This window comes from Burkholderia torrens, from assembly GCF_984668525.1.
The window spans coordinates 1,563,470-1,586,453 of the sequence record NZ_OZ480212.1; the positions used below are offsets into that span (position 1 = coordinate 1,563,470).

The following is a 22,984-nucleotide window of genomic DNA, read 5'->3' on the forward strand; positions in this document are numbered from 1 at the left end:
ATATGGACCGATCGGTTCCGATGTCAACGAGTGCGACGGGCCGCCGATATCGGCTCGACGGGCGTTCGGCCGGGGTCGGTCGTTCGACCGATACCGGTACGTCGGGGCAATTGCGATCCTTCTCGTCACCCGCATGTCGCCACGGCATTGTGCATGCACCATCCGCAAGGTCACGAGGAAGTTCGCTTTGAGACGCTCGACGATTCATCCGCTGTGGGTTCGTCTTTTCCACTGGCTCAATGCCGCCGCAGTCATCGCCATGTGCATGAGCGGCTGGCAGGTCTACAACGCGTCGCCGATTTTCAGGGCGGTTACGTTTCCGCCTTCCATCACGCTTGGAGGCTGGCTGGGCGGCGCGCTCCTCTGGCACTTCGCGGCGATGTGGATCCTGGTCGGCAACCTGTTCGCCTATCTCGTGCTCGGCATCGCAACAGGGCGGTTGCGCAGGAAGCTGTTGCCGCTCGGCATGCGCGCGCTCCTTTCCGACCTCGCCGCCGCGCTGCGCGGAAAGCTGGTCCACGATGATCCCGCCCGGTACAACGCCGTGCAGAAGTTCGCGTATATCGGCGCGCTCGCCGATATCGTGCTGCTCGTTCTTTCGGGGCTCGCCATCTGGAAACCGGTGCAGTTTGCGGTCCTGAGGACATTGATGGGCGGATTCGACAACGCGCGCATCGTTCATTTCGTCGCGATGAGCGTGCTCGTCGGTTTCTTTGCCGTTCACGTCGTGATGGTCGCGCTCGTTCCGCGCTCATTGCTCACGATGATTCGAGGGCGCTGATCATGAATGAACCAAAACGTTCGCCGCGTGCCGACCGTTTCGCGCAGCTCGATTCGCATGCGATCGTCAAGGATGCGCGCAACGCACTCCAGTCGACGCAACGCCGCCTGTTCGGCAAGCGGATCCTCACGCTAGGCGGCCTGATGCTGCTTTCCGGCTGCGACCTGACCGACGACCAATCGGTCAACACGATGCTGCGCCGCGTGTCGTCGTTCAACGACGACGTGCAGGCGTCGCTCTTCGATCCGCGCAAGCTTGCGCCGACGTATCCGGAGTCGATGATCACGCGGCCCTTTCCGTTCAATGCGTACTACGACATCGACCAGGTGCCGGACGTGGATGCGGCGAGATATCGGCTCCAGCTCGGCGGGCTGGTCAAGGGCAAGCGTGCGTGGACGCTCGACGAGCTCCATGCGCTGCCGCAGGAAAGCCAGGTTACGCGGCATATCTGCATCGAAGGGTGGAGCGCGATCGGGAAGTGGGGCGGTGTGCGATTTTCCGACTTCCTGTTGCGTGCCGGCGCCGACACCACCGCGAAGTACGTCGCGCTGCATTGCGCCGACAACTACTGGACGAGCATCGACATGCCGACTGCGCTCCATCCGCAAACGCTGCTGACGCTCACCTATGACGGCAGCGTCTTGCCGGCGAAGTACGGCTTCCCGATGAAGCTGCGCATGCCGACCAAGCTCGGCTACAAGAATCCCAAACACATCGTCGCCATCACGGTGACCAACGCATTCCCGGGCGGTTATTGGGAAAACCAGGGATACAACTGGTTTGGCGGCTCCTGAGCTTCCGGCCCAGGAGCCCGCGCCGGTGACGTTCTCGATCGCAACCTCTTCACAGGAGCATTCATGTCCATTCGACTCAAACTCGTTGTCTCCGTCGTCGCGGCTACGCTGGCCGGCACTGCGTTCGCGCAATCCGTCGCGGTCAAGCCCGAGCGCATTCGCGGCGACATCGTCTCGTTTTCCGGAGACAGTCTGAAGGTACACCGCCGCAGCGGCGATACCGTGCTCATCAATATCGCAGCGTCGGCCAACGTGAACGCGGTGAAAGCGATTCAGCTTTCCGATATCAAGCCCGGTTCCTACGTGGGCGCGGCAGCCATGCCGGGCGAGAACGGCAAGTTGATCGCGAAGGAAGTGCTCGTATTCCCCGAAGCCGCGCGCGGCATGGGTGAAGGCCACTACGCATGGGATCTCGGCGCGAACAGCTCGATGACGAACGCGAATGTGGATACCGTCGTTCAAGGCACGAGCGGGCGCGATCTCAAGCTTTCATACAAGGGCGGCAGCAACACGATCAACGTGCCGCCCGACGCACCGGTCGTGACGCTGGTCCCGGCGACGCGCGCCGATTTGTCGACGGGCAAGAAGATCTTCGTCGTGGCTACGCCGGGCAAGGACGGGGCATACGACGGACGCCAGATCGTGGTCGAGAAGGATGGGGTAGCGCCTCCGATGTAAGCCGGCCGCCCGGCGAGCGACTTGTCGTTCGCCGGCGTGCAAGCGGACGGCGGTCTCCGAACCGATGCTCGAGGACCGGCCGCGTGTCCGAGATTCTTTTTTCGGGCCGACCGTTGCGTCGGCCCGGGACCGTCAATCGAAGTCGGTCGCGATGGAGCGCGCGCGCCACGCGTCGATGTCCTGGCGGAACGCCTTCAGCTTGCGCTCCGCAATTGCATGGGCACTCGGTCCGATCGGCAGGTGCAAGGGTGGATCGTCCGAGTCGATCGCCTGGATGATCACCGCGGCGGCTTTGGCCGGATCGCCTGCCTGATGTCCGTCGTTGCTGTCGCGATAGCTGCGCGCGGAGCCCGCGGTTGCCGAATAGGCGCTGATTTGCTGCTTGGCGACCGCGATCGAGCGCCCCAGGAATTCGGTTCGAAACGGGCCGGGCTCCACGATGATCACGCGAATGCCCATCGGTTCGACTTCCTGCGTGAGGGCCTCCGACAGGCCTTCGACTGCGAACTTCGTCGCGTTGTAATAGCCGCGGCCCCCCGAGCCGGCGATGCCCGCACCGGACGACAGGTTTACGATCCTGCCGCCTCCGGTGCGCCGCATCAGCGGCAACGCCGCACGCGTCGTCTCGATGAGCCCGAACACGTTCACATCGAATAACGGCCGGTATTCCTCCGGCGTGCCTTCTTCGATTGCGCCCATGAAGCCATGGCCGGCGTTATTGACGAGCACGTCCAGCCTGCCGAACGTTTCAGTCGTCAAGGCAATGGCCGCTTGTATCGTCTCCGGCTTCGTCACGTCCAGTGCTGCGACACGCAGCGTGTCCGGATAACGCCGTGCCAGATCGCGTAGCGTTTCCGGCGTACGCGCCGTTGCCACCACGTGGTCGCCGCGCGCGGCTGCCGCGCGTGCGAGATGCAGGCCGAAGCCGCCGGAGCAGCCGGTAATCAACCAGGTTTTGTTCATGTGTTTCTCCTTTTGCTCGATTCCGCGTTTCGATACGCTCGACGGGGCACGCCGACATGCGTTTGCCCATGTCTTCACACTCCGCAGACGCCGGCCCCGAGCGGGCCGGTTCGATTGATGAACACCACCATGGTGAGACGTACACAATTGTTTGTGAATGGTCGTTCTTGTATATTGAGCGTACATTTTTGAACGAAGGTTCCTCGCATGGAATGGAGTGATGTCCGGGTCTTTCTGGCCGTCAAGCGGGGCGGATCTTTCGGTGCGGCAGCCCGAGGCCTGGGCGTGAGCCATCCGACGATCGGCCGCCGGATCAAGGCGCTGGAGGATGAAGCCGGGCAGGCGTTGTTCCGCAGGACCGCGGATGGGCTGGTGCTCACGGACGCCGGGGATACCGTGCTTGGCATGGCCGAAGCGATGGAAAACGCCGCGCTGGCCATGGAGCGGCGTCTGGCCGGTAATCACGATCGCCTCGAAGGCATCTTGCGCATCTCGTGCGCAGAGTGGTTCGCCGGCTACGTGCTGACGCCTGTGCTGGCGGAACTGGTGCGCCGGCATCCGGCCGTGGTGCCGGAAGTGATCGCGAGCTACCGATTGCTGAGCCTGTCGCGTCGCGAGGCCGACCTGGCGTTCCGGATCGTTCCTTTCACCGAACCGGACATTGTCCAGCGCCGCCTGATGACCGTTCCGTACGGTCTTTACGGCACGGCCGAAACCATACGTGCGTTGCGGCGCGATCCTGCTTCGGTGGGGTTGATCGTGATGAACACGGCGCAGTCTCATTTCCCCGACGTCGCCTGGCTGCTCGACAGGTTCCCGCAGTCGCCGCGCGTGTTCACCAGCACGAGCCGAGCCGTTCAGGCCCGGATGTGCGCGGCAGGCATGGGCATCGCGGTGCTGCCGCGACCGCTGGGCGACGCGGTACCGGCAGTGCAGCGCATCGAGACGCCGGAACCGCCTCCATCCAGAGACATATGGGTGGGTTACCACCATGACCTTCGGCATATGGATCGCTTGCGCGCGATGCTCGATATCGCCGATACGATGCTGAGCGAATCACCGATTGCCGCTCGCTGAATCGAACGTCGTGGTTCGCGCACGTATCCGGTACGGCAATGCGGATCGGCAAAGGCCACGTCCACGTGGTCGGGGAGGGCGGCGCGCGAGTTCGGTGCCCGGGCCTGTTCCCGGTGTGGGATCCGCATCGATCGGCCGGCGATTTTGCATCGACTGTGATTCTCAAGCGGTGGAAGCGAATCGGATTCGCGGGCGACGGAGAATGGCCTCTCCCCGCGTTCAAGGTCGCCTCGCAGGTGTGAGCGGCTCGCGAGAGGTGTCAGGTATATTCAGCGGGTTCTTATCCTCACGGTATCCGTTCAATGGAATCGAGACGCAAGACAGTGCGCATCGTCGCGCCCGCGGGTGTGCCCGATCCGCAAGGAATCGAGCGCGGCATCGCGCTCGTCGAAAGCTGGGGCTTCAAGGTCACGACGAGCGCACATCTCGGCAGCCGGTACCGCTATTTCGCCGGTACCGCCGAGGAGCGCGCGGGCGATCTGCGGCGCGCCTTGATGGATCCGTCAATCGATATCGTCTGGCTCGCGCGAGGGGGATTCGGTTGCGCGCATCTGCTCGAGCACCTGCCCGACGAGATCGCGACGCCGAAGACGATCATCGGTTTTTCCGACGCGACGTCGCTATTCTGCGCGCTTGCAGACCGGCCCGGCGTGCGCTTGTTGCACGGTCCGACATTCCACAGCCTGGCGACCAAGGTCGACGACGCGACGCGTGCCGACATGCGCGCCGTGCTGACCGGTGGCAAACGCGCGCCGCTGAGCCTGCGGCATTTGTCCGGCGCCCCTGGTGCGGTGCGGGGACGTCTGTGCGGCGGCAACGTGACGGTGCTCGCGAGCGTCGCGGGTACACGCTGGTCGCTTCGCTCACGCGACGCGATTGTACTGCTGGAGGACGTGACGGAATTCGGCTACCGGCTCGACCGCAGCCTGACGCAACTGCGTCTGAGCGGCGCGTTCGATGGGGCCCGCGCGTTCGTGCTCGGGCAATTCACGCGCTGCCCGATCCCGGACGGCGCGGATTTCACGCTCGAGCAGATGCTTGTCGACGTGCTGGGCGGCATCGGCCTGCCGATCTACTCGGGTCTGCCGATCGGACATGAACACCGCAACATCACTTGGCAATACGGCAACCAGGCTGCCATCGAGGACAACGCGATCCGGTTCGTCGCGTAACGTAACGTCGAATCTAGAAGGATAGGAACGCGTATTCAAAGCTCCAAGTAGAGCTTGACTGCTCGGATGCGTTCTTCGTATGAGTACATGGACTAGCTCCTGATAGTCCAAGAATTCCGCCGCACAAAGCGGACATTTCAATCTAGCCACTACAACCAGTGTCATACCCGGATTCAGATGTCCACCTTCCAGCTATTTAAAAATGTCCGGTTTTTAGGTTGGTTTTGCTGCTTCTGCTTTCTCGTCTTGACCGTTACGCAGTGTCGAAGGTCGGCGCCTGAACGGGCAGGGCGCTCACGCTTGTTTCTCCAGCTTTTGCAGACCGTCGGCCAGATTTGCCTGCTGGCTTGGCGGTTTGCCGACGCTGCGCCAGATCCACGATCACATGCTCGACGTCGGCCTGCGTGATCTCGCGTTGCTTCTTCTTTCCCGCTTGCGGGTCGTTTCGATTGGTCCGGGTTGAGTCGCCGCGATGTGTCCGTGACGGCGCTTTACCGATTCGGCTGTTATCGCGTTGCGCCTGAAGCGCTTGCGCGACCTGCAGCACATGACTCAAGCGCTTGTGCTCAACGACGGCGCCTTGATCGATTTCGGTTAGGCGGTCGTACTGTCTGTAGTCCAACACCCGGTCGTCAGCCCGTAGTTCAATCCGTCCATCCGGGTACTCCCACACCTCGATCTGCCGGTCAATCAACTTCCGATTCTCCGGCGTGTCCTCCAGCAAGTACAGCACCCGGTCGTACTGCACCGTCAGCGACTTCGTTACTTTCCGCGGCTCGCGCCACGTCAGCGCCAAGTCCAGACTCTCGTCGGCCCGCAGCGGCCGGTGCGCATTGAAGTCACTCTTCGGCGGCTTCGCGAAGCGTGTGTTGTAGGCGGCCATGAAGGAGGGCGCGTATGCGTTGGCGTCGGCCACCGTGTTGATTCCGCGCAATCGCATCTCCTTGACCAATCGGTCCTGCAACGTCAGGTGTGCGCGCTCGACGCGCCCCTTGGCTGAACTGCTGTTCGCGCAGAACGTGTCGATGTTCAGCTCGTACCATCGCGCGGCCGAACGGCGTCACACGGTTACCGGTCTTGCCTGGCTTCACGTTGCGGAACACGCTGGCCTTGTCGCTGTAGAACGCTCCGGGCTTGCCATGGCGTTCGATATACGCCCGCGTGGCCTCGAAGTAGCTGAAGGTCGATTCGGTCTGCGTGAAGTGCAGCATCATCAACCGGCTCGTCGCGTCGTCGACGTACACCAGCAGCGTGCAGGCCGGCGCCCGTTCCTCGAACCATCGATGATCGCTGCCGTCGATCTGGATCAGTTCGCCCAGACACGCCCGACGCGCTCGCGGCTGGTAGACCTTCGGCGGTCGTTGCCGGCGCGGAATCCAGAGCCCAGCGTCCGTCATCAGCTTCCTGACCGTCTCCTTGGCCAGCCCAATGCCGTGACACTCCCAGAGCTTCTCGCAGGCCAGCGTCGGCCCGAAATCGGCGTAGCGATCTCGGATGATCGACAGCGCCCGGTCGGCGGCTCCTGGATCCAGACGGCGGTTGCCGGGCTTCGCCCGGTGTCCCGACACCAAACCCGCTGGACCGTGCTCGCGCAGCCGGGCGACCAGCCGGCGAACTTGCCGTGTCGTCAACTCCAACCGTTCCGCTGCACGCCACGGCTTGAGCTTGCCGTCCGCCACGTCCTGAATGACCTTGAATCGGTCCAGTTCGCGCATCGTCATCGTGATCCGCTCCGTTGCAGCCATCGCAGCCTCCGGCGCCGGACAACCGGCGGCCGGATAGCTTACGCGGCCCGAAAGCGGACATTTCTATGTAGCCAAAAGCGGACATTTCAATCTAGCCACTACAACCAGTTATGTCGATAATTCACGTTATGTCAACTAAAAAATAAGCCACATCGATCGGCACGATTCGCCTCTGTTTGCCGCGCGCCGTCGTCGCCGGCGCGCGGCCTATCTGATTACGACCGCGAGATCCGGCGCAAGCGATCAATCACCGATTCCGAGCCGGCGGCCGCTCCACCCGCAGCGATGCGACGCGCTTCTTCGACCGCAGCCTGTTGATCGAGCGGCTTTTGCCCGATAGAAGCCACCGTCTGCGCGGCGCTTGGCGGAGCGGGCGCGAAGCCGGTAAGCCCAGAGCAGATGGAGATGTCGAGACTTCGTGCCGAAGTGGCGCGGCTGAAGATGGAGCGCGACATCCTAAAAAAGGCCTGTGCGTACTTCGCGAAGGACTCGACGTGAAGTACGTCTTTATCGAGCGCAATCGCCGTCACTGGCCGATTTCGGTGCTGTGCGAGGCGCTCGATGTGAGCCCCAGCGGCTTTCATCAGCGGCGGCAACGTGTTGCGCAGAACAAGCCGCACCGAGGCCGCGTGAGCAACGATGCACTGCTGGCGCACATCAAGGCGATTCACGCGGAGGTCAAGGTCGAATACGGTTGGACGTGCTGCGACGAGTGCCCCGAACTTGGGGCATAGGGCGTGCGGACGTTACAACTTGGGATCGCGCTTGCCGGTCATGCATTCGTGCCGCCCGCCTCTCGTATAAACGTCCACGCGTGCTATCTGCGACATCGAACCACCGGAATACACCGTCAAGCGGCCAATTCCCAGCGGGGCCAGCAGCCGGGACAGCATCGGTCTGCAAGCAGGGGCGCATGTCGTCCGGTCGTTGATCAGGGTGACCTCATCGCCGAGCAAGCCTTCACGATGTCCCAGCAATAACGTGCCCGCCTCGGAATGAAATAGAAATTGAAACGTGTTTCCCTTTGACCCATCAAGGCCGAGACTTTCCCGCCAAGCCCGCGTCATTTGGAAATCCTGGGTCTCCCGCAAAGTGGAATTGATTCCGTACACGCGATCCGAGCCCAAGATCGTGCCGATCGATCCCAATTTGTCTCCCGTCTTGAACCGGCCATCAGGGTTGTTTGGCAGGTCGAGCCCTCTTCTTTCCCGAAATGACCGGATTCGTTGATAACCCTCAAAGGGCGTTTCCTCTCGTTTGAGACCGAGCGGGTCTCTCCAGCCAAGTACGTTGGGCGCGTATTGGTAGGGGTTGATTCCACCATCGATTCGGAGGGGATCCTGACTGACAAAGCTCCCGATTACCGGATCGTAATATCGGTATCGGTTGTAGTGCAGGCCCGTTTCCCAGTCCTCGTACTGTCCCAGGAGCCGCAGTCGCTGATCATCGGCAGCATGCATCCCGGCTGCGCTGACGTGCCCCCACGCCCCGTAGCGCCCCTCCCAGACGATTGCATTGAATTGATCGGTCAGTCGTGTCGGCGCTCCGTTCGGTTCGGTATGGAAGAACACGTTGCGCGCTGCAGATTTCGACGCCGCCGTCGCCTGATCCGAATCGATCTTCGGTACGTGTCGCATCGCTGCCAGCAGCCGAAACGTACCCGGGTAATAAACCCACACGTACGATTCTCCGCAGCCATCCGCTGGCGATATGTCGACCGGGTACGCTCCCCAGCCGGGATTCGGCTCGGTGGCAACGTTCGTGAACGGCACATCGACGTTCTGGCACGGGCGCGTTATTTCGCCCACCAACGCGTCGCCGTCCCAAAAGTAATCGTTACGATGCCCCCCGACTGTCGATGCTGACTCTGACCCGGCCGGCGCGTCAGGCTTGCCGAGGACCCGCGTAGTCTTCCGGACGCGTCGCTGGAAGACGTCGTACGCATAGCGGGTATGAATACGACTAGCCGCGATCGCCGGGTCCGCATACGCGCGCAGCATCAACGTTTCGATCAGCAGCCCGTCGCCGTCCCATCGCAACCGCAAATCCTGGTGCGCGTCACGCTTGCGTATCAGGTTGCCGGTACGGTCGAACGTATAGTGACAGCCGTCGTGCTCGCCTACGCGTACCCAGGCATCGACCGGCGATGTCTGGTCCGGCACCTCGGTGCGATGGCCCGGGTTGCCTCTCGTCGTCAACAGATCGCCTGCAGGGTCGTGCAGGAAGCGGTGCAGTTTTCCGCCCGGGTCGAGATAAGCGGTCAGCTTGCCCATCGGGTCGTAATCGAAACGCTCGATACCAAGGCGGGAGTCGCGCTTCTCGGTCATCTCGCCGTTGGCATCGTATCCGTACTCGGTGGCAAAGAGAACGCCGGCACCGGACAACAACGTTTGCCGCGCCAGTTGCCCTTCCTGTGTGTACGCCAACTCGCGCCGCAACGCCTCGCCGAGGTATTCCACACAGATTCGGCCAAGCGCATCCCGCTCGAGCGTGACGGGTGCGGCATCGTCGATCTGGATCGAGGCGACGGCACTGAAAGCGTCGTAACCATAGCGTACGGTGTGCGTCACCGTTTCGCGATCGGTCATGAGCTGTGTTCGGCGCTCCACGCGTCGTCCAACTGTGTCGTACCGGTAGGCGATGACGAAATCGTCGCCTTGCCTTTCTTCGATGATGCGGCCAGCGTCGTCGTAGCAAAATTCGAGGCGACTGTCCGGATTCCGCGCCTCGACGAGCCTGCCGATGCGGTCGTATTCGAATGTCTCGACGCGAAAGCCGGCAGCCTGTCTGGAATCCGCGACCTGCTTCTGCACGACGCGCCCGAACCTGTCGGTCAGGTAGAGGACAGCCTGCCCGGCCGGGTCGACACTACGTCGCAGTTCGCCGAAGTCACCATACTCGTAGCGACGCAGTTGGCCCCAGTAGTCGACTTCTTCGGCGATCCGGCCCAACGCGTCGCGCTTGAGCTGGTATGGTTCGCCGCGCTCGTTGACGACGCCAACGAGTTGCCCTTCCGTATCGTACTGATACCTGACGTGGGTGCCGTCCAGCGATTGCCGTTTGATCATCCGCCCTAGCGCTGAATACTGTAGTTCCGCCGTATGGCCTGCCGGGTCGCGATAGTGCGTCAGGTTGCCGTCGGCATCGTACCCGCACAGAATCTCCTTTCCGCTCGGCTCGATCGCGCGCGTCAAATTGCCATTGCGGTCGTATTCGTAACGACTTGTCTGCCCCAGTGCGTCGATCACTTCGACGAGATTTCCTCGCGCATCGTGCCGATAGAACGTTCGATGGCCGAGTGGATCCGTCACCGCAGCCAACTGACCGTCGCGGTCGTATTCGAGTTGGGAAATGTCGCTGCAAGGCCCGAGCTGTGCGACGAGCTGCCCGTATGCGTCGTACTGGTAACGAGAGGTCGCATCCGATGGCGTCGTTTGTGCAAGTAGGTTGCCTCGCTCATCCCATTCGTAGCGCCATTGTCGCTCGCCTGGCAACGTCACACAGACCGGATGATGGTTAGCGTCATACTCGGTTCGAATCGATCTGCCATCCGGCAGCGTTTGCGTCACGAGATTGCCGTACCGATCGTATGCCCATGACGTGATACGTCCCGCGGCATCGGTCAGCGCACTCGTGCGTCCCTTTGCCTCGTACCGGTAACTCGTGACACCGCCGAGCGGCCCCAGTTCGAATACGGGCATGCCCCGCGCGTTCAGTTGCAGTACTGTCGTATGCCCCAACGAATTGGTGATACATGTCTGCATTCGTGCGCGATCGTACGCAAATCGGTAATCGAACAGGCCATCGTCGCCCCAGGCATGGTCGACGCGCCAAACGCCGTCGTCATCGGCGCAGTAATGGTAAAGAAATGACACGCCCCGCGCGGTCGTATGACCGACGATCCGGTGCCCGTCGTCATAATCGAAGCGATACGGGTATCCCATTGCATCGACCACAGCACGCAAGTGGCCATCTCGATCATGCTCGTAGGTGACGAGCGGGTGCGCGTGCCCATTCGCGTCGACAAGCGTCAATGCGGTCAGCCACCCGGCATGCCCGGGGCCATTCGCGTCACGACGGGGGATGCGGATCTCGCATGCGATGACGCGGCCCGTTGCTCCATCCCGACTCCGTTCGGCGATATGCTCGAGGCTTCCGCCCTGATCGCGTTTGAAGACCCATGCATTTCCGTTCAGATCGGAAATGCACTGGATCGGTAGAGTCAGTCTCGAATCGCTTCTCGCCAAGGCAATCGTCTGCCGCGATTGCGGCGGTAACGTGAATCGGTACTCGATGCTTTCGCGCGTGCGCAACACTAGCTGGTCGGACAGTCGGTACAGTCCATCCGCTTGCTGCCAGTCGCTTTCGCAAGAGGGCCAGCCCTCGGTCACGGGCAGTGCATCGAACGCAGTCGTATGATCGGGAAGATAGGCGACCGCGCCGATCCCGTCGCCGTGCGGCAACAGCTCCAACCGGATATCGGCTGGCGTCTGCCAACCCACGCCAACGACGCCGATATGCGTATCGTGACTTGAATAATATCGATCCCACTCGAGCGGCAATCGCCCCGGTACGGTGAAGTCGCGTTGCTCCACGATCACTTCACCCGTCGTCGCGTCCACCGGCTCGGCATGCAACACCTTGCAGCGCAAGAACCCCGGCTTCAAATGAAGCTTGTCCGCCAGCGCCTTCGCCCATTTGGAGCCGCGAAACGCCTTGAACAACCCCTTCGCCGCCGCAGCCATGTTCATGATCGGCGGCCCGCCCACCAACACCGGCCGCCCCGCCGGAATCGGCAGCATCACCGAACTCGGCATCGACGGATAGGTTCGATCCGTATGTGCGCTGTTGTGCGGAGGCGGCTCCATCCCGATCGACCAGCAACTCAACGCTTCAAGCGCCATGTAAGACAGCGGATCGTTGTTGGCGAGCACCGTCTTGCTGCCCATGAACGACTCCCCGTCATTTGACGGTTCGAACTCGGCCGGCGGCGGGGCGAACGATTCGCCAAGCGGAAAATGCAAACCCGGGACGTGATACGCATGCGTCCCGGCCGTGGCCCGCATCATCCCATTCACGAAAATCGGCCGGCCGCTGCCGCCACCTGACCCGACGTTCGAGCCAAGATCGTCGCTGATGCGGCTCTTGATCTTGTTGGCCTCTTTCGCCAGTTTCATCCCCTCCGTGACGGTGGGATCGTTCTTGAAGTCCGGCAGCTTGCCGCTGCCCATCAGGTCATTGACTTGCTGGTCCGCCTCATCGGCCAGGTGTTCCAGCTTCGTCACATCGTCGGGATGATCTTCGATGTACTCGGTCACCTGCTCCTGCACGATCATCATCGCAATGCAGCCGACTACGGCCTTCGCCGCCTGGATGTATTCGCGCAGATCGAGCATGAAACCGACATGCGGATGCGGCAGGAACACCGGCGGCGTTCCCGGCGTGACCAGCACCGAATGAACGTCCACGCCAACAACGGGATCGAGATGCTTGACGGCGAGAAGTGCCAAGGTTTCGCCTCCCGCTCAACGCCCGCCACGCAACGCCGCGACCTTCTCGCTCAACGCGTTGCGCCGTCGGTCCTGCGTGCCCAGCTGCGACACCATCCACTCGACAACCGTCGGCAGACTGCTGTTCGCCCGCATCGGCTCGTCAATCATCAACCCCGCATCGAGCGCATTGAACCCGGCCTCCAGCGCGTGCTCGCGCTCCCCTGCCCGCTCCCAGCACACCGCGCTCATCCGCCAGGCCTCGACCGTCATCAGCCCGTCCTTCGCCGCCGTGGTCGACGCCACCGCGCGCTCGTAGCAATACGCCGAGTGTGCATAATCCTTGTGCGTCAAATGCACGCTCGCCTCGCCGAACAACCCGTTCGCCACGAGCTTGTGCCCCGCCGGATGTCCGGCTTCAACCGCACGCGTGCCGCTGCTGGCCGCGCTCCGATACGCATTGATCGCCCTCTCACGATCACGCCATTTCAGATACGCGGCCCCCGCAATCAAATGCACGACCACGCATTGATCGAACCACTGCTCGCGCTCCGCGACCTTCAGCGCCGCCGCGCGCAGTTCCTCCAGCCGAGCAGGACTACCGCCTTCGATCATCTCGGTCAGCATCACGAAATGCCGTCGAAACTCGCCGCTCGGCCCGCGCTCGCCCGATTCCGCCAGTAACTCTCGTGGCACGCTCGCCATCGAATACTTGCCGTGCACGACGCGCACCGCGGCGCGATGCCGATGCATCAACGCCGCAAACGGCGCGATATCGATACGCGGCACGACGAAGCGCACACGCTCGGCAAGCTGCGGCGCGACCGCGATGATCGACAGCAAATCGTCCATCCACCGTACCCACGCCGCGTCATCCCGCAATTTCACCGGCTCCAGCACGAATACCATCGCCGGAAAAATATCGGGGTGGTGCTGCATCAGGCTGTCGGCAACCGCGAACAGATACAGCATCGAATTCTTGCCGTCGTCGTGCGGCGGCTGCCAGTCCGCCCGTACGCCCTGCGCAGCGGACCCCTCTCGCCGACTGTCGTAGAAGGCGATGAGTTCATCCGTCAACGCTCTTGCATAACCGGCTTCATTGACGAACGACGCGCGCATCGTCCTGACCGCACACGACGTCTCGTCCTGAACCTGGAAATAGAGCCGCACGAGCTCCGCATCCGTCTCGTCGGTCTGCCAGATCATCAATCGCGCGTCCCGCTCTTTCGCGAAACTCATCCAGTCCGAATGCGCATCCATGAACCTGCGCTCTATCGGATTGGTCGGCTGCCAGTTCTGCATGCGTGCGGACCTCCGTCACGGATTCAGTTTCAGGACGGCGCCTTCGACCGTGTGCTCGGCGGTCGCCGACGACGTCACCGTCTTGCCGTTCACGCGATGGGTGTCCGTGCCGGTCGACGCGACATTGACGCCCTGGATCGTGATCGTGCCGTCGCTCTTCATCACGATGCTCGACATCCCGCAGACGAGCGAAAGCTGGTCGCCCGCGTTGACGACCACCTGATGCTGCACGTTCGTCGTATGGTTCGCGCCGACGTTGACGGTGTGTTCGCCGCCGACCGTGTGCGTATGCGCGTTTGCGATCGTCGAGGTGCGCGCACCGATTTCTTCGGTATGCGTGGACGCGACCTGCGTCTTCATGTCCTGTGATGTCGTGTGATAAAGCTGCCCCACGCTCAGCGTCTTGCCTTCACCGATCGTTTCGGTCTTGGCTTTCGCGACCGTCTCGTTGTGCACGCCACCGATGGTCGCATCGCGATTGGCGGCGATCGTCACGGATTCGTTCTGCCCAACGGTCCGCGTGCGATTCCCCGTCACCCCATGCGTCTCGTTCGCCCCAATCTGCGCGACCCGGTTCTGCCCGATATTGACCGTCTCGTTCTGCCCCACACTGCGTTGCCGGTTGTTCTTGACCTGCATCGTTTCGTCGTTCCCGACCGTATGCGTATGGTTGTTCCCAACGGAAAGCGTGTGATCGGCCTCTGTCTCCGCATCGAAGTTCCGCTCCGCATGCATCCACAGCTGCTCGGCGCCCTTCTTGTCCTCGAACCGGAACGCGTTCGCATGGTCGGTCGTCCCGCCCGGCGACGACCTCGACAGCAGCCCGCTCTGCGTCGCACTCCCCGGCAGTCCCCACGGCGGCATCTTCTCGCCGTTGAAAACCCGCCCGGTGACGATCGGCTCATCCGGATCGCCGTTCAGGAAATCGACGACGACTTCATCACCCACCCGCGGAATCTGCACACCGCCGAATCCACCACCGGCCCAGGGACTCGACACCCGCACCCAGCACGACGAATCCTGATTGCTCTGCCCGTACCGGTCCCAGCGAAACTGCAGCTTCACGCGCCCATACTGATCGGTCCAGATTTCCTCGCCCGGCGGCCCGACGACGGTCGCCGTCTGCGGGCCGTTGGTGCGAGGTCGCGGCGTATCGCGCGGCGACCGGTAAGGCAGGCTCGACGGCTGCACGAGCATCATCGTCTGATGCACGACGGCCTCCGCACCTTGGTCGCTCGCATACGCGTTCTCCTGAAACCGGTACTGGCACCGCACGATCAGGTACTCGCGGTTCTGGTCCGCTCGCGGGCAATGCGCGAGCGTGAACAGGTAACCCGGCGCGGCACCGCGCACGTCGGTATCCGCACTGGCTCGCTCGTGTTCCGCCTGCTGTTCCTCGAGCCTCACGCGGCTGTAATGGGCACCGGGCGCATCGTCGCGATAGCCGCCCGGCCATTCGAACGACGCAAAGCTGTCGTGATCGTGACCACGCGGATCGACCTTCTGCGCCGAAAGATCGGCGCGCGGCTTCGTATAGTCGTAGTCGGTGGTCTGGTGCTTGCCGACGCTGACCTCCTGCGCGGGCAGCCAGCCGTCGATATGCTCCTCGTCCGCGATCGCGGTGCGGTCGCGCGCTATGTACGGAATCGTCTCGTAGCCTGGCAGCGCGGTATGCGACGACATCGCGTCGCCGAGCATCAGCGTATGCGTGTCCTCCGCATGCCGGAACCAGTAATAGATGCCCTCGAACTCCATCAGCCGCGACACGAACGCGGCATCGGTCTCGTTGTACTGCACGCAATACTCGCGCGGCGCGTACGTTTCCGCGAGATGGTTCTCGATCGGAAAGCCGTACGTCGACAGCACTTCCTGCACGATCTCGGGCACGGTCTTGTGCTGGAAGATCCTGCAATCGGAGCGTCGCGTCGCGAGCCACAGCCATGGGCGCACGATCAACTCGTAGCCGTAATACCGCTCCGCGCGGCGGCCGGCGAGCGATGCGCGGGCAACGATGCCGTTCAGGTGGCGTGTCGACTGGTCCTGCTGCTCGATGCGCACCGTCACGGGCTTGCCGAGCATGTCCTTCAGCGACAGGCTATGGCTGTCGGCCAGCGCCTCGATCCGGAATTCGAACAGCCGGCCGAGTTCGTCGCTGCCGTCGAGCGTGTGGAATTTCAGGTCGTCGCCGTGCGGGCTGTCGAGGGTGAATACGCGATTCACGTCGTGGCCTCCTCGTCGAACCGGTAGGCAAATTCGCCGTCGGCCGCGCTCACCTCGATCGAGGCCAGCACACGCCCTTCGAGCATGGCCTGCAGGATCGCGCGGCTGATGCGCGGCATCACGGTATGGGTGAGGATCGCGTCGACCAGGCGGCCGCCGGATTCGATGGTCCGGCAGCGTTCGACGATCAGCGCAGTCGCCGTGTCGGTGCAGTGCAGCCGGATGCCGTGATGCGTGTCGATCCGCTTCTCGATGCGCCGCAACTGCAGTGCGACGATCCGTGCGAGCGTCGCGTCGGTGAGCGGGTAATACGGCACGACGGTGAGCCGCCCGAGCAGCGCGGCCGGAAACACGTCGAGCAGCGGCGCGCGCAGCGCATCGGCGAGCGTTTGCGCGTCGGGCAGGCGCTCGGGGTCGCGGCATAGCGCCATCACGCGATCGGCGCCGACGTTCGACGTCAGCAGGATCACGGTGTGCCGGAAATCGATGTCGCGCCCCTCGCCGTCCTCCATCCAGCCCTTGTCGAACACCTGGAAGAAGATCTCGTGGACGTCGCGATGGGCCTTCTCGATCTCGTCGAGCAGCACGACGCTATACGGCCGCCGGCGCACGGCCTCGGTCAGCACCCCGCCCTGCCCGTAGCCGACATAGCCGGGCGGTGCGCCCTTCAGCGTCGACACGGTATGCGCCTCCTGGAACTCGCTCATGTTGATCGTGATCGCGTTGTGCTCGCCGCCGTACAGCGTGTCGGCGAGCGCAAGCGCGGTCTCTGTCTTGCCGACGCCGGACGGGCCGCACAGCAGGAACACGCCATGCGGCTTCGCCGGATCGTCGAGCTTCGCGCGTGCGGTCTGGATGCGTTCGGCGATCAGTTCGACCGCATGCCGCTGGCCGACGACGCGTTCGCCGAGCGTATCGGCAAGCTTCAGAACGGCCTGCGTCTCGTCGCGCACCATCCGGCCGAGCGGAATGCCGGTCCAGTCGGCGACAACGGCCGCCACGGCGTGCATGTCGACGGCGGGCAGCACGAGCGGCGCATCGCCCTGCAGGTTGGCCAGCGCCTGCTGGGCGGCGGCGAGACGCGCCTGCGCGGCGGTACGGGCGTCTGCATCGAGCGCGTGGGACGGATCGTCGTCGAGCAACACGGCACGCGATGCGACGACCGCCGCCAGCGCGGCTCGTTCGGTTTGCCAGCGTGTGTCGAGCCGGTCGAGTTCCGCCCGTGCAGCCGAAATCTCGGTGTCGATCGCATCGCGCCGTGTGGCATCGCCGGTACCGAGCGCACACTCGCGCCCGATCCGTTCCTGCTCGACGCGCAGGCCGTCGATGCGGCGTCGTGCGTCCTCGACCGGTGCCGGCACCGCATGCTGGCTGACGGCGACGCGCGCGCAGGCCGTGTCGAGCAGGCTGATCGCCTTGTCCGGCAACTGGCGGGCGGGAATATACCGGTGCGACAGCGTCACTGCAGCCTGCAGTGCGTCGTCGAGCACGAGCACGCGGTGATGGGCCTCGAGTTTTGCAGCCAGGCCGCGCAGTATCGTCAGCGCGGCCGCTTCTTCGGGTTCGTGCACGTGGACGAGCTGGAACCGCCGCGTCAGTGCGGGATCCTTCTCGATGTACTGCTTGTACTCGGACCACGTGGTCGCGCCGATCGTGCGCAGCAGGCCGCGCGCAAGCGCCGGTTTCAGCAGGTTCGCGGCGTCGCCGGTGCCGGCTGCGCCGCCTGCGCCGACGAGCGTATGCACTTCGTCGATGAACAGGATCGCCGGCCGCTCGGACGACATCGCTTCGTCGATCACGCCGCGCAACCGGCTCTCGAACTCGCCCTTCACGCTCGCGCCGGCCTGCAGCAGCCCGATGTCGAGCAGGTACAGCGCGACGTCGCGCAGCGACGGCGGCACGTCGCCGGCGGCGATCCGCAGCGCGAAGCCTTCCGCGACGGCCGTCTTGCCGACGCCGGCCTCGCCGACCAGCAACGGGTTGTTCTGCCGGCGCCGCAGCAGGATGTCGACGATCTGGCGGATCTCCGGATCGCGCCCGATCACCGGATCGATCTCGCCGGCACGCGCACGGGCGGTCAGGTCGACGGCGAAGCGTGCGAGTGCGGAGCCGTCGGCAGCGGTGGTCGCGCCGCGCATCGCCGTGTCGCCGCTCTGCGCAGCCTGCCCGGCCGGCTGCGCCTCCGGCGACCCGTCGACGATCGATTCGAGCGCGTCGGCGAGCACGTCGGGCACGATTCGCTCGAATTCGCGCGTGATCGCCACGAGCACGTTGCGCAACTGCGGTGTCTTCAGTATCGCGAGCAGCAGCACCGCGCCGCGAATCCGCGTCGCGTCGTATTTCAGCGTCGCATAGACCCACGCGCGCTCGACCGCGTCGTCGATGTGCGCCGACAGGTCCGACACCGATCCCGCGCCGCGCGGCAGCTTGTCGAGCGCGGCGACGAGCCCGCGGTCGATCGCGGCCTCGTCGATCTCGAAGCGTCGCAGCACGCGCTGCAGGTCGCCGTCGGGCCGCTGCAGCATCTGCTTGAACCAGTGCGCGAGTTCAACGTACGGATTGCCGCGCAGCCGGCAGAACCCGGTCGCCTGCTCGAGCGTCTCGTAGAGGAACGGATTCAGTTTTCCGAACAGGTTGACGCGGCCGATATCGGACATGACGGTTCCCGGTTAGGCGGTTTCGCGATGAAGGGGCGTGCCGCCGCGCCGCACGTCGTAGCGGACGACGAGGTCGCGGGCCGGGCCCGGTTCGAGCCGCTGCCCGAGCCACGCGGTACGGCCGATGCCCTGCGGCTCGCCGAGTGCGAGCGCCGGCACCGCGTCGGCCGCCAGTTCGAGTTGCACGTCCCAGTCGAATTCGATGCCGACGTATTCGCGCACCCATTGCGCGAGCTGGCGTGCGTGCGGACCACCCGGCAGGAAGCGGCGGTATGCGTCGAGCGACAGCGGGCCGAGCACGATCCGGAACCGCGACTGCGCGTCGCGCACCGCGATGCCGAGCGCGACGGCACCGACGCGCAACGTTGGCCGTGTCGCGCGGATCGTGCAGCGCTGCGAGCGCTCGATCGCGACCCACTGCGGCACGTGCTCGACGATGCGCGCGTCGACGCCGAAGTGCCGGCGCAGGATCTGCACGAGGCCTTCCGGGTTGCGCGTGTGCCGCACGAGATGACCCGCATGGAAATAGCGCGCATGCGGCGCGAGCGTGTCGGCGTCGGCCGGTGCGTTCGACTGGTCGCCATGCGCGGCCCGCCCGATCAGGCTCGCGACATAGCCGTCGAATCGTGCGCGTCCGGGCCGATCGAGGCTCACCGTCGGCTGTACGTCGGCCCATGCGCGATAGAACAACAGGATCAGCCGGTGATGAAACAGGTCCGCGAATGCGGCAAATGTCGGGTCGTCGTGCTGCGCCGCGCGTTCGTGTGCGTATTCGGTCAGGTGCGTCGGCAGCGGCCCGTTCGGGCCGAACAGCCCGAACCCGTGGATCGCGATGCGCGGCGGCACGGCGCCGCCGTCGTCGTGGACGCCAGCCAGCATCGACGCGGCGAACGCGAGCGACGGCTGCTGCCCGAGCCGCACCGGCTCGTCGCGCGGCCGGGTGGCGCGCCCGAGTGGCGGGCGCCCGGGCGACAGCGCGTCGAGCCAGCGCAGCGCCTGGAACAGGTCGTAGCCGTGCGGCGCCGCACGCAGCCGCGCCCACCACGCGTCGCGGCGCGCGGCTTCGGCGGCCGGCTGGATACCGGATGACGGTTCGCGCTTCATATGGCCGGCCGCCTGCCGATACGCGCCGGCCAGCGCGCGAGCGTGCCGCGCTGCGTGCTGGTCAGCACGCATTCGGCGAACGCGTTGATCGAGACATGCCGCGCGAAGAACTGTTCGAGCACCGCGCCGAGCAGGAACGGGCTGTCGCCGGAAAATGCATGGTCGTCGACGGTCACGTCGACCTGCACGCCGCGCCCGAACATCAACGGCCCGGATGCCGACAGCCGGCGGAACACCGGCGAGAACGCGACGCGCTGCACGCCGTCGATCTGCCGGCGCATCGCGGCGTCGGCCGGGTCGGCATGCAGGCCGAGCAGTTCGCGCAGCGCATGCGCGCCCTCGTCGTCGTCGAGATCGGTCAGCGTGTGGCGCGCGAGCCCGAGATGGCGGATCAGGCGCCATGCAGTTTGCGCATCGGCGATCGGCGGGCGCGGCCGCGACGGGCCGCGGATCGCGACGACTCGCTCGACCGGCGCCGACACGCGCAGCGTGAACGTGTTCGCGTCGCCGGGCGGCTGCAGCAGCACGAGATCGCGGTTCGTGCACAGCGTGTCGGCGGACAGGTAGCGCATCGTCTCGTCGTACGGCGCGCACTGGCTGTCGACGAGCGACACGTAGGTTTCGCTGCCGACGTAGCCGGTGCGCGTGCCGTTCGAGCGTGCCTGTGCGGACACCAGCCGCGGCTCGCGCCGCACGGTGTAATACGCGCCGTAATTGCCGTCGTCGCCGGAGAACGACGCGTGAAACGGCCGGAATTCGCGCGACTGGCCGTCGTCGCGCTGTTCGCTCGCGAGCCGTTGCACCGCATAGACCTCGTAGTCGAGCGGCCGGCTGCGGTCGACGACGACATGGTGTTCGCGTGCGCCCGGCTGCAGCGGAATGCGGTCGGCGCGGCGCGCGAATAGGTTCACGGCCGGCGTGCAGTTCAGCGCGAGATGGCGCGCATCGACGGCCGCTTCGAGCGCAGCGTCGTGCCGGTCGAACAGCACGGTCAGCTCGCACGCGTCGCCGGTCGCACGCGCGAGTGCGGCGCGCAGCCCGCCGATGCTGAAGAACAGGAAGCGCGCCGGAAACGCGAAATACTCGCGCAGCAGCCGGTAGCCGTGGAAGCTGCGGCCGTCGTCGGGCAGGATCGCCTGCGCCGGATCGAAACCTTCGTGGACGATCGCATCGGCGTCGAGCGTGTGCAGCCAGCGCGGCGGCTGCCCCGGGTCGTGGCACACGACGCCGAGCGCATGCGCGGCGATCAGTTCGAGCAGATGCAGCGCATCGCGCTCGGGGCCCGCGAGATGGAACGTCAGCCGGTCGAGCGGCAGTTGCGACAGCTTCGTGCCACCGCGCGCCTTCAGCCGGATGCGCAGCGCACCGCGCACGTCCTGGCGGGCGGCGACGGCGCCGCGCGGCAGCCACGACGGCGCGCCGGTGACGGTCGCATCGGTCAGTTCGAGCGGCCACAGCGTCAGGTCGTGCGCGGTGCGGAATTCGCACGCGGTCTGCTCGGACGCAACCGGCCGTGCGCGCAGCGCGGTGCCGGCCGGCAGCCGCCAGCCCTGCGCGAGGCTGCCTTCGTTCAGCATCGGCGCGAAGCGCACGATTGCCATCGACGGCAACGGCGCGATATAGCCGGGATACACGGCATCGAGCAGCGCCTGCGTGAAGCGCGGGAATTCGGCGTCCATCTTCAGCTGCACGCGCGCCGTGAGGAAACTGAAGCCTTCGAGCAGCCGCTCGACGTACGGGTCGGGCGGCCCCGATTCATTCAATCGCAGCCGCGCGGCGACCTTCGGGAACTGCTGCGCGAATTCGCCGCCAAGCTCGCGCAGGTACGCGAGTTCGCGGTTGTAGTAGTCGAGCAGGCGCGTATCCATCGCGTCAGCCTCCCGACGCCGATTGCAGCGACATCGCGCCCGTCTCGAGATCGAGGTCGGAGCTCAGCACGAATTCGAGCGGATGCGGAATCGACCACAGCGTGCCGCGGATCTCGAACAGCAGCACGTTGTGGCGCCGTTCGCCGGCGCGGCCGCCGGGCGCGTCGGTCACGCTGCGGACATCGATGCTGTCGGGCGCGATGCGCGGCTCGAAGCGGACGATCGCATCGCGGATCGACGCCTCGACCGACATCCGCTCGACGCCCGACATCGGCTTGCCGACGAGCGGCCGCATCCCGTAGTTGAGCACCGACGCCTGTGCGTGCGCGAACGCCGACCAGTCGACGAAGCCGTCCTCGCCATTGCGCGTGTTGAGCAGCCACGCGAGATCGCGCAGCACGGCTGCACGCAGGCGTTCGGTGCCGATCCATTGCGCGCCGGGTGCTTCGGCGGCGCGCTGCGGTGCGTCGTCGGTGAGCCGGTCGAGCAACGCCGGCTGCAGCCGGTCGCGCAGGTTGCCCTCGCGGCCGTCGCGGGTTCGCGGGTCGTCCATGGTCGTCTCCGTGCCTGCTTGTACCGTTACATCTCGGTGTTTTCCTTGATGTTCCAGCCGACCGTCACCTCGGCGCCCTTGCCGCCGTTGTCGTTCTGCTGCCAGTACTGCTTCTTCACCTTCGCGGCCTGGAAGCCGTAATGCATCATCAGCCGGTCGGCGACGTCGCCCGGATCGATACCCGCGACCTGCGCGGACGTGACGAGCACCTCCTGCAGCGTCACGCGCATGAACTCGACCTGCGTGCCGCCGGTCTTGCACGCGGATATCTCGACCGACGACAGATGCTTGCCGTTCGCGCAGTTCTTGATGATCGCGGGCGCGCCCTTATCCATGTACGCGGCGACGACGAGATCGTTGAAGCTCGCCTTGCCCGCGTTGCCGCCGCTGCCGCTCGCCATCGCGCCCGGCTGGCTCGCGCCCCACGTGAACGACTGGATGTCGGTCCAGCCCTTGTGCTGCGCGTCCGCCGATTCGCCGGTCACGCCGTCCACCTTCATAAACATTGCCACGCCCATTGCCGTCTCCGTTTCAGTGCGATGTCAGGATGAATGCCGCGTTGAATACCGATCGTTGCCCGC

14 protein-coding genes and 2 pseudogenes are annotated in these 22,984 nt (G+C 64.7%); 6 read left to right on the forward strand and 10 right to left on the reverse strand.

The features are described from left to right. Nucleotides 1-187 precede the first annotated feature (187 nt). From AC5LXX_RS23290 to AC5LXX_RS23300, 3 genes are all read left to right on the forward strand, one after another. Nucleotides 188-781, forward strand: coding sequence for a cytochrome b/b6 domain-containing protein (locus AC5LXX_RS23290; protein WP_493413358.1), 594 nt, complete (start codon nt 188-190; stop codon nt 779-781). 2 nt (nt 782-783) lie between these two features. Further along, nucleotides 784-1,575, forward strand: a complete 792-nt coding sequence (locus AC5LXX_RS23295; RefSeq protein WP_493413359.1) for a molybdopterin-dependent oxidoreductase — start codon at nt 784-786, stop codon at nt 1,573-1,575. Between the two features lie 63 nt (nt 1,576-1,638). Next, a complete protein-coding gene (locus tag AC5LXX_RS23300) occupies nt 1,639-2,253 on the forward strand; it encodes a hypothetical protein (protein WP_493413360.1) in 615 nt (204 codons plus the stop codon). A gap of 132 nt (nt 2,254-2,385) precedes the next feature. Here the strand turns inward: AC5LXX_RS23300 and AC5LXX_RS23305 are convergent, their stop codons facing one another. Then, nucleotides 2,386-3,216 carry an oxidoreductase gene (locus tag AC5LXX_RS23305; RefSeq protein WP_493413361.1) on the reverse strand — a complete coding sequence of 277 codons (831 nt, stop codon included), beginning with the start codon at nt 3,214-3,216 and terminating at the stop codon, nt 2,386-2,388. 207 nt (nt 3,217-3,423) lie between these two features. Here AC5LXX_RS23305 and AC5LXX_RS23310 point away from each other — a divergent pair, with 207 nt between their 5' ends. Then, nucleotides 3,424-4,293, forward strand: a complete 870-nt coding sequence (locus AC5LXX_RS23310; protein WP_493413362.1) for a LysR family transcriptional regulator — start codon at nt 3,424-3,426, stop codon at nt 4,291-4,293. 302 nt (nt 4,294-4,595) lie between these two features. Beyond that, complete coding sequence (locus tag AC5LXX_RS23315) at nt 4,596-5,465, forward strand: S66 peptidase family protein (protein WP_493413363.1); 870 nt, start codon at nt 4,596-4,598, stop codon at nt 5,463-5,465. A gap of 253 nt (nt 5,466-5,718) precedes the next feature. Here AC5LXX_RS23315 and AC5LXX_RS23320 read toward each other — a convergent pair. Continuing rightward, nucleotides 5,719-7,210, reverse strand: a pseudogene (locus AC5LXX_RS23320) (ISNCY family transposase). Between the two features lie 360 nt (nt 7,211-7,570). Between AC5LXX_RS23320 and AC5LXX_RS23325 the strand changes: the two are divergent. Continuing rightward, nucleotides 7,571-7,908 (forward strand): annotated as a pseudogene (locus AC5LXX_RS23325) (IS3 family transposase); the annotation flags it as partial. A 48-nt stretch (nt 7,909-7,956) separates the two neighbouring features. Here the strand turns inward: AC5LXX_RS23325 and AC5LXX_RS23330 are convergent. From AC5LXX_RS23330 to AC5LXX_RS23365, 8 genes are read right to left on the reverse strand one after another with little or no spacing between them, the layout of a single operon-like run. Continuing rightward, nucleotides 7,957-12,720: an RHS repeat-associated core domain-containing protein gene (locus AC5LXX_RS23330; protein ID WP_493413364.1), complete on the reverse strand. Its 4,764-nt coding sequence runs from the start codon at nt 12,718-12,720 to the stop codon at nt 7,957-7,959. Nucleotides 12,721-12,735: 15 nt separating this feature from the next. Further along, a complete protein-coding gene (locus tag AC5LXX_RS23335; protein WP_493413365.1) occupies nt 12,736-14,001 on the reverse strand; it encodes a hypothetical protein in 1,266 nt (421 codons plus the stop codon). Nucleotides 14,002-14,016: 15 nt separating this feature from the next. Further along, entirely contained in the window at nt 14,017-16,221 is a 2,205-nt protein-coding gene (locus AC5LXX_RS23340; RefSeq protein ID WP_493413366.1) for a type VI secretion system Vgr family protein, read from the reverse strand. Next, entirely contained in the window at nt 16,218-18,878 is a 2,661-nt protein-coding gene (gene tssH / locus AC5LXX_RS23345) for a type VI secretion system ATPase TssH (protein ID WP_493413367.1), read from the reverse strand. The genes AC5LXX_RS23340 and tssH overlap by 4 nt, the downstream gene beginning before the upstream one ends. A gap of 12 nt (nt 18,879-18,890) precedes the next feature. Then, entirely contained in the window at nt 18,891-20,054 is a 1,164-nt protein-coding gene (gene tssG / locus AC5LXX_RS23350; protein WP_493413368.1) for a type VI secretion system baseplate subunit TssG, read from the reverse strand. Beyond that, on the reverse strand, nt 19,979-21,850 hold the full coding sequence (gene tssF, locus AC5LXX_RS23355) for a type VI secretion system baseplate subunit TssF (RefSeq protein ID WP_493413369.1): 1,872 nt from the start codon (nt 21,848-21,850) through the stop codon (nt 19,979-19,981). Before tssF ends, tssG begins: the two co-directional genes overlap by 76 nt. Before the next feature lie 4 nt (nt 21,851-21,854). Further along, nucleotides 21,855-22,403: a type VI secretion system baseplate subunit TssE gene (gene tssE, locus AC5LXX_RS23360; RefSeq protein WP_493413370.1), complete on the reverse strand. Its 549-nt coding sequence runs from the start codon at nt 22,401-22,403 to the stop codon at nt 21,855-21,857. A gap of 26 nt (nt 22,404-22,429) precedes the next feature. Beyond that, entirely contained in the window at nt 22,430-22,921 is a 492-nt protein-coding gene (locus tag AC5LXX_RS23365; protein WP_027791618.1) for an Hcp family type VI secretion system effector, read from the reverse strand. Nucleotides 22,922-22,984: the final 63 nt, after the last annotated feature.